The 1710-nt window shown below is 61.8% G+C and carries 1 protein-coding gene; it reads right to left on the bottom strand.

Annotated elements, in window-relative coordinates:
* Positions 1 to 187 precede the first annotated feature (187 nt).
* Positions 188 to 1375 (bottom strand): M20 aminoacylase family protein, encoded by a 1188-nt coding sequence (locus IBX54_RS14945; RefSeq protein WP_296543440.1) that lies wholly within the window; start codon positions 1373 to 1375, stop codon positions 188 to 190.
* Positions 1376 to 1710 lie beyond the last annotated feature (335 nt).

Here is a 1710-nt window from a genome sequence, read left to right as displayed (position 1 = left end):
CGTTCGCAATGACGGGGCTGTTCGCATTGACGGGACAATTCGCAACGGCGGCTCCTGTCGCGATGAACAGGCGGTTCATGGAAAACCCAAAATTTATTTCCGCGATTTCGGGCCTGCTGCCCGCCTTGTTGACGCATCCCGCTTGTGGTGCCAGCTGCGGGCGCTTGCACCGCTATGACTTGGCGCCTCAGCTTGAAAGCCAGGCCTCGGCCAGGCGCACCCAGTAGGTCGCCCCCAGCGGCAGCAACTCGTCGTTGAAGTCGTAGCTCGGGTTGTGCAGCATGCACGGCCCGCCACCGTGGCCTATGGCGCGGTGGTCGCCGTCGCCATTGGCAATGAAGGCGTAGCAACCGGGCTTGGCCTGCAGCATGAAGGAAAAGTCTTCGGCACCCATGGTGGGTTCCTGCGTCAGTACCTGGTCAGCGCCCACAATGTCTGCCATCACCTGGCGCGCAAAGTCGGCCTCGGCCACGCTGTTGATGGTGGGCGGGTAGTTGCGCTTGAACTCAAAGTCGGCGTGCAGGCCGGAGGCCGCGCAAATGTGCTCGGTCATCACCCGCATGCGCTGCTCTATCTGATCGAGCACCGCCAGCGAAAAAGTACGCACCGTGCCCTGCAACTCGCAGGTGTTTGGAATGACGTTGGTGGCCTCGCCGGCGTGGATCATGGTGACTGAAATCACGCCCGCGTCAATTGGCTTGAGGTTGCGGCTGATGATGGTCTGAAAAGCCTGCACCAGCTGGCACGCCACCGGCACCGGGTCGAGCGCGTTATGCGGCATGGCGGCATGGCCACCCTTGCCGTGCAGGGTAATCTCGAACTCGTTGCTGGATGCCATCACCGGGCCCGCGCTGGCGGCAAACTGGCCGAACTGCAGCCCCGGCCAGTTGTGCATGCCAAACACCGCGCCCATGGGAAACTTGTCGAACAGGCCGTCCTTGATCATCTCGCGGGCGCCACCGCCGCCTTCTTCGGCGGGCTGAAAAATCAAATACACCGTGCCGTCAAAGTTGCGGTGCGTGGCCAGGTACTGGGCGGCGGCCAGCAGCATGGCGGTGTGGCCGTCGTGACCGCAGGCGTGCATCTTGCCGGGCTGGGTGCTGGCATGGGCAAAGGTGTTGGCCTCCTGCATGGGCAGCGCGTCCATGTCGGCGCGTAATCCAATCGCACGACTCGACGTGCCATTTGCGACGATGCCGACCACGCCGGTGGTGCCCAGCCCGCGGTGAAGGGGAATGCCCCACTCGGTCAGTTTCGCTGCCACCAGGTCGGATGTGCGCTGTTCCTGAAAGCGCAGCTCCGGATGCGCATGCAGATCACGGCGAATGGCTGCCAAACCGGGCGCCTGGGTGAGGATGGCATCAATGATTTTCATGATTGCTCAGATTCAGACTGATGGATGAACCGGGTTGACGACACGTTTAAAACCGATGGATTATGGGTCAGGGCCAGGCGAAAACCACAGCGATACCCGTAGGTATCGCGCGGATTTGCAACGCCGCCATGGCCTGAAAGACGCGGTTTTAAGTGCCGGATAGCGTGCAACACCACGCTAGCAGCCTGTCGGACACAGCATTTCAGAATTTCCAACTTTTGAGCGCAGCACGGGCGATGGTCTTGGCGCGCCAGCTGGTCTTGGGTGAGCCAGTCATTGACCGACAGGCTGCTAGGGCTTGCGCTTTTTCGATGCCGACGGCAGGCAGCTGCGCA

Origin of the sequence: Rhodoferax sp. (genome assembly GCF_014859475.1) — a bacterium.
In the GTDB taxonomy this organism is placed as follows: Bacteria; Pseudomonadota; Gammaproteobacteria; order Burkholderiales; family Burkholderiaceae_C; genus Rhodoferax.
Note: the sequence above shows the minus strand (reverse complement) of the source record. Positions and strands in the feature narration are given on the sequence as shown.

What these genes read in the sequence shown, in the direction of transcription:
- IBX54_RS14945 (WP_296543440.1), bottom strand. Translation starts at nt 1,375, where the DNA reads ATGAAAATCATTGATGCCATCCTCACCCAGGCGCCCGGTTTGGCAGCC.